The following is a 5,337-nucleotide window of genomic DNA, read 5'->3' as shown; positions in this document are numbered from 1 at the left end:
GGCCCCCGCTCCCGCGCCGTCCGTGCCGCCCGTCCGCCGGCCCGAGGCCGAGCCCGCCGGCGGCGACTACCGGACCGAGCAGTTCGCCTTCGTCGAGGAGGAGGACGGCCAGTCCGAGGACGTCATCGACTGGCTGAAGTTCAGCGAGAGCCGCACCGAGCGCCGCGAGGAGGCCAAGCGCCGCGGCCGCACGCGGGTCAGGCTGCTGGTCGTCGCCCTCGTCCTGGCCCTGCTCGGCGGCGTCGGCTACCTGTACGCCACCGACCGGCTGCCGTTCCTCACCGAATCCGGCGCCGGCGGCGAGACCGCGACCGGCGCCCAGGTGCGGGACGTCGTCGTGGTCCACCTGCGCCCGCTGGACTCCGACGAGACCTCCACCGTGCTGCTGGTCGGCAACGAGACCACCGGTAGCGGCACCACCCTGCTGCTTCCCAACGAGCTCTCCGTCACCCCGGACGGCGGCACCACCACCCTCGGCCAGGCCGTGGCGAACGAGGGCGCCGCCTCCGTCCGCGAGGCCGTCGGCGGCCTGCTCGGCGCCGACATCCAGGGCACCTGGCGCCTCGACACTCCCTACCTTGAGACCCTGGTCGAGCTGGTCGGCGGCATCACCCTCACCACCGACGCCGAGGTGCCGGGCGAGGACGGCGAGGACCCGCTGGTACCGCGGGGCGAGGACGTCCAGCTCGCCGGCCGGGCCGCCGTCGCCTACGCCACCCTGCGCGGCGAGGACGAGCCGGGCACCGCCCAGCTGGCCCGCTTCGGCCAGGTGCTCCAGGCCGTGCTCGAGAAGCTGCCGACCGACGAGGCGGGCGCCACCCGGGTGGTCGAGGGCCTCAACCAGATCGTCGACCCCTCGCTCCGCGAGGACCAGCTCGGCAACCTCCTCGCCCGCCTCGCCGGCTACGCCCAGGGCGACGCCTACCAGACCACCCAGCTGCCGGTCGAGGTGGACGGCACGATCAGCGACGAGACCGCCGATGGACTGGTCGCCGACGTCCTCGGCGGCACCGTCAGCAACGCCGACCCGAACGGCGCGCCGCGGATCGGCGTCCGGGACGCGAGCGGCGTCCAGGGCAACGCGGAGACCGCCAGGATCGCGCTGGTCAACGGCGGCTTCACGGTCGTCGACAGCCGCGCGGCCGGCGAGACCGAGGCGTCCTCACGGGTCGTCTACGCCGACGAGACGCACCGGGAGACGGCCCTCGAGGCGGCCAGGACCCTCGGCCTGCCGGAGGAGGCGGTCACCCAGGGTGACGGCGCCGGAAATGCCGATGTGACGATCGTCCTGGGAGAGGACTATGAGAGCTGACCGTGCTGGCCGACCGTCCGGGGCACCGTCAGCGCGGCGTGAGACCCTGGACGGGTGACGACGCCTGCCCCCGAGCCGAGGAGACCACAGCACCAGTGACCGCCACGGACCGCGCCACCGAGCTGGTCGAGGTCGCCGCCCAAGCGGCGGCCGACAAGCTCGCGCACGACATCATCGCCTACGACGTCAGCGACGTCCTCGCCATCACCGACGCCTTCGTCCTCGCCTCCGCGCCCAGCGACCGCCAGGTCAAGTCCATCGTGGACGGGATCGAGGAGCGGCTGCTCAAGGACCTCGGCGTCAAGCCGGTCCGCCGCGAGGGCGAGCGCGAGGGCCGCTGGGTCCTCCTGGACTACGTGGACATCGTGGTGCACGTGCAGCACGCGGAGGAGCGGGTCTTCTACGCCCTGGAGCGGCTGTGGAAGGACTGCCCGGTCCTCGAGCTGCCGGAGGACGCCAAGGCCACCCAGGGGCGGGCCGCCACCCACGCCAGCGAGCACGAGGCCGCCCAGAGCGGCGCCCCAGGCGGTGAGCTCCGCTGAGCATCAGCAACGCCGGCAACGGCTCCCGCCGGATCGTGCTCTGGCGGCACGGCCAGACCGCCTGGAACCTGGAGCACCGTTTCCAGGGCTCGATGGACATCGAGCTCACCGAGACCGGCCGCGCCCAGGCCAGGCACGCCGCCGGCCTCCTCGCCACGCTCAGGCCGCACACCATCATCTCCTCCGACCTCAGCCGGACGCGGGACACGGCCGCCGAGCTCGCCGCCGTCACCGGGCTTCCCGTCACCCACGACGAGGCCCTGCGCGAGTCCTACGCCGGCGCCTGGCAGGGCCTCACCCACGAGGAGATCCGCGCACGCTTCGGCGAGCAGTACGCCGCGTGGAAGCGCGGCGAGCCCGTGCGGCGGGGCGGCGGCGAGCTGGAGACCGAGGTGGCCGACCGGGCGGCGCCGCTGGTCGAGCGCGCGGCCGAGAAGCTGCCGCCCGGCGGTGTCCTCGTCGTCGTCAGCCACGGCGGCACCATCCGCACCACCATCGGCCGCCTGATCGGCCTCGCCCCGCCCAGCTGGGAGGCGCTCGGCGGCCTGTCGAACTGCTGCTGGTCGGTGCTCGGCGAGAGCGTCCGCGGCTGGCGCCTGCTCGAGCACAACGCGGGGTCCCTCCCCGAGCCCGTCCTCGGCGACGACGTCTAGGGCGTGCGGCTCAGCCGCTCCCCAGCAGCTCCACCGCGGCCCGGCTCTCCTCGTCCCCGGGGACGTAGACCACCATCCGGGCCTCGGGCACGCCGTGCACGGACAGCGAACTGCGAGCGCAGCCGCAGCTCGCCCACCGCCCGGTGCCTGAAGGTCTTGACCCTCGGCCCGGGCGGCACCACGTCGCCGCTGGCCCACATCCCGGCGAACTCCGGGCTGGCGCGGCATAGTTCGCGCACGAACCGCTCCCAGCCCGGCTCGCCGACGTGGTTGCCGTACGCCGAGCGCAGCGTCGCCACCATGACCCGCAGCTCAGCCTCGCGGAACACCAGCGGGCAGTCCTCGAGCCGCCCCGTGAACAGCTGCCACAGCGCGTTGCCGCCGGCCGCCGACGGCGACTCCCCGGGGTAGAAGATCGCGCGGTAGACGCCGTTGGTCCCCAGCACGTCGTAGCGGCCGTTGTAGACCACCGCCGGCAGCGGCTGGAGCGTGTCGAGCATCAGCTGCACGTCAGGACCCACGCTGTCCCTGTCCGGCGTGGGATCCGGCGTCCAGGCACCTCGGCGAGCCGGAACAGGTGCTCCCGCTCGGCCGCGTCGAGCCGCAGCGTCCGGGAGACGGCGTTGAGCACCTGCGCGCTCGCGTTGATCGGCCGGCCCTGCTCCAGCCACGTGTTCCAGGTGATCCCGACGCCGGCCAGCTGCGCGACCTCCTCGCGCCGCAGCCCGGGCGTCCTCCCCCGACTCCGCCCGGGAGGTGCCCCGGCCTGAGCCCCGGCGCCACGCCCACCTCGGCCGGCGTGATCCGCGCCCGCCGGCTGCGCGAAAACGTGGCGAGTTCAGGTCGGCGCCGCACCGTCGTCATGGTCGTCACCCCCCTCACGTTGGCACGGCGTCCGGCGCCCTGCCAGGTGTCTGTCAGGACCAGTGTCAGCGGGCTCTTGTTACCCGTACCGCGCGGGCCCCAGGGTCCTGCCATGACCCTTTCCGCGACCCCCGCGACCCCCGCGACCCCCGCGACCACCGCGGCGGCGGCCCGGGGGTGCCCGGCGCTCCTCCTCACCATCGTCCTGCTCGCCCAGTTCATGTCCCTGCTCGACGTCTTCATCGTCAACGTCGCCGGGCCCACCCTCCAGGCCGAACTCGGCGCATCTGGCGGCGAGTTGCAGCTGATCATCGCCGGATACACCATCGCCTACGCCGGGTTGCTGATCACCGGCGCCCGGCTCGGCGGCCGGCACGGCCCGGGACGTCTCTTCCACACCGGCCTCGCGCTCTTCACCGCGTCCTCGCTCGCCTGCGGACTCGCCGGCGACACCGTCACCCTCGTCGCCGCCCGCTTCGCCCAGGGCACTGGCGCGGCGCTGATGCTGCCGCAGGTCCTCAGCCTCATCCAGCTGACCTTCGCCGGCCAGGCCAGGATCAGGGCGCTCACCGGCTACGCCGCCGTGGTGGTGACCGGCGCCACCGCCGGACAGCTCGCCGGCGGGCTGCTGGTCAGCGCCGACCTGTTCGGCTGGGGCTGGCGCTCGGTGTTCCTGGTGAACGTGCCCATCGGCGTCGCCCTGCTCTTCCTCGTCCCACGCGGCCTGCCCCTCTCCCGCCCCGCGTCCACCGCGCGCACCAGGGGCCTGGACCCCGCGGGGACTGCTCACGCTGACCGCGGCCGTGACCCTGATCACCGTGCCGCTCGTCCTCGGCCAGGAACGGGACTGGCCCCTGTGGTGCTGGCCGTCGCTGACCGCGGGCGCCGGGCTCGCCGCGCCTGCTGGCCCGCCACTCCTCCCGGTTCGCGGCACGCGGTGGCGAGCCCCTGATCGCCCCCCGGGTGCTGACGAGCCCCGGCATGCCGTTGGCCATCCTGCGGATCTTCCTGACCATGGCGATCAACGGCGGCAACCTCTTCGTCCTCTCCCTGCACGTCCAGGTCCCCGAGGCCGCCGGCGGCCTCGGCTACGGCGTGCTCCGCGCCGGCCTGGTCTTTCTGCCGGCCTCGCTGTCCTTCGGCGTCGTCTCGCTCCTGTGGCGCCGCGTCCCCGCACACCGGCAGCCCGCCCTGCCCACCGCGGGCCTGCTGCTGACCGCCGCCGCTCTGCTGGCCACCGGCCTCCTGCTCCGCGACGGCGCCGCCATCGGCGCCCCGACGATGGCGGTCTTCGCCCTCACCGGCGCCGCCCTGGCCCTCGCCTACGGCCCCACGCTGACCGGCGCGCTCGCCCAGGTACGCCCCGAGGAAGCGGCCGACGCCAGCGGCGTCACGATGATGCCCACCCAGCTGGGCATGCTGACCGGCATCGCCGCCATCGGCACCCTCTACCTGAACCGCGGCGACCCGTGGCCCGCCATGGTCGCGCTCGCCCTCATCGCCACCGCCGCGGCCGCCGCCGGAGCGGTTGCCAGGCCCGCGACGTGGGTAAAGAGGCGTTGATCGTCGTGTATCGATACCGTCTCCGTGGCCATCAGGTCGGATCACCGGCTTAACCGTCCGCGGGCGGCGTGGCAGAATCGGATCAAGCCGGGGCTCTGACGGAGGGGTTTACCCACGTGGGCACGGCCCGCGACCGAGGGTGGAGCTGATCGCTCATGGGTGCACACAGCAGAAAATGCGACTGGTGTGGAGCCGGCACCCCGATCGTCCGGGACCTCCAGCCGGTCAACGCCGCCTACCAGTACTGGTGCGTCGAGTGCGCCCGCGCGCTGATCATCAAGGGCGACCCCATCGAGGTCTACCGCGAGCTGGAGGGCGAACCGATCTACGGCCGCCTCCTCGACGAGCACTGCGCCCTCAAGCGCTTCTACTCCTTCGCCAGCGTCTGACCCTGTCTCTTATA

At 73.7% G+C, this 5,337-nt stretch carries 6 protein-coding genes and 1 pseudogene; 6 read left to right on the top strand and 1 reads right to left on the bottom strand.

Annotated features, from left to right (window positions below; all coding sequences use genetic code 11):
- The 3 genes from E1265_RS33135 to E1265_RS33125 all read left to right on the top strand — a co-directional run.
- Positions 1-1,312: LCP family protein (locus E1265_RS33135; protein WP_132934663.1), on the top strand; the 1,312-nt coding region annotated here is incomplete at its 5' end.
- A gap of 95 nt (positions 1,313-1,407) precedes the next feature.
- Positions 1,408-1,854 carry a ribosome silencing factor gene (rsfS, locus tag E1265_RS33130; RefSeq protein WP_132934662.1) on the top strand — a complete coding sequence of 149 codons (447 nt, stop codon included), beginning with the start codon at positions 1,408-1,410 and terminating at the stop codon, positions 1,852-1,854.
- Positions 1,851-2,507 carry a histidine phosphatase family protein gene (locus tag E1265_RS33125; protein WP_132934661.1) on the top strand — a complete coding sequence of 219 codons (657 nt, stop codon included), beginning with the start codon at positions 1,851-1,853 and terminating at the stop codon, positions 2,505-2,507. The genes rsfS and E1265_RS33125 overlap by 4 nt, the downstream gene beginning before the upstream one ends.
- A 10-nt stretch (positions 2,508-2,517) precedes the next feature.
- On the opposite strand, the pseudogene E1265_RS33120 reads toward E1265_RS33125, so the two are convergent.
- Positions 2,518-3,371, bottom strand: a pseudogene (locus tag E1265_RS33120) (helix-turn-helix transcriptional regulator).
- Positions 3,372-3,483: 112 nt separating this feature from the next.
- Between E1265_RS33120 and E1265_RS40870 the strand changes: the two are divergent.
- The 3 genes from E1265_RS40870 to E1265_RS33110 all read left to right on the top strand — a co-directional run bounded on the left by E1265_RS40870 (position 3,484) and on the right by E1265_RS33110 (position 5,323).
- Positions 3,484-4,323 (top strand): MFS transporter, encoded by an 840-nt coding sequence (locus E1265_RS40870; protein ID WP_347877278.1) that lies wholly within the window; start codon positions 3,484-3,486, stop codon positions 4,321-4,323.
- A gap of 29 nt (positions 4,324-4,352) precedes the next feature.
- On the top strand, positions 4,353-4,934 hold the full coding sequence (locus tag E1265_RS40865) for a hypothetical protein (RefSeq protein ID WP_347877277.1): 582 nt from the start codon (positions 4,353-4,355) through the stop codon (positions 4,932-4,934).
- Positions 4,935-5,089: 155 nt separating this feature from the next.
- Positions 5,090-5,323, top strand: a complete 234-nt coding sequence (locus tag E1265_RS33110) for a hypothetical protein (protein WP_120760294.1) — start codon at positions 5,090-5,092, stop codon at positions 5,321-5,323.
- The last annotated feature ends 14 nt before the right edge of the window (positions 5,324-5,337 follow it).

It is taken from the genome of Streptomyces sp. 8K308 (genome assembly GCF_004348315.1).
Lineage (GTDB): Bacteria > Actinomycetota > Actinomycetes > Streptomycetales > Streptomycetaceae > Streptomyces.
This window is presented reverse-complemented; position numbering and strand designations above follow the sequence as displayed.

Coding starts and splice junctions, on each gene's coding strand:
- E1265_RS40870 (WP_347877278.1), top strand. CDS start 3,484: ATGACCCTTTCCGCGACCCCCGCGACCCCCGCGACCCCCGCGACCACC.
- E1265_RS40865 (WP_347877277.1), top strand. CDS start 4,353: ATGCCGTTGGCCATCCTGCGGATCTTCCTGACCATGGCGATCAACGGC.
- E1265_RS33110 (WP_120760294.1), top strand. CDS start 5,090: ATGGGTGCACACAGCAGAAAATGCGACTGGTGTGGAGCCGGCACCCCG.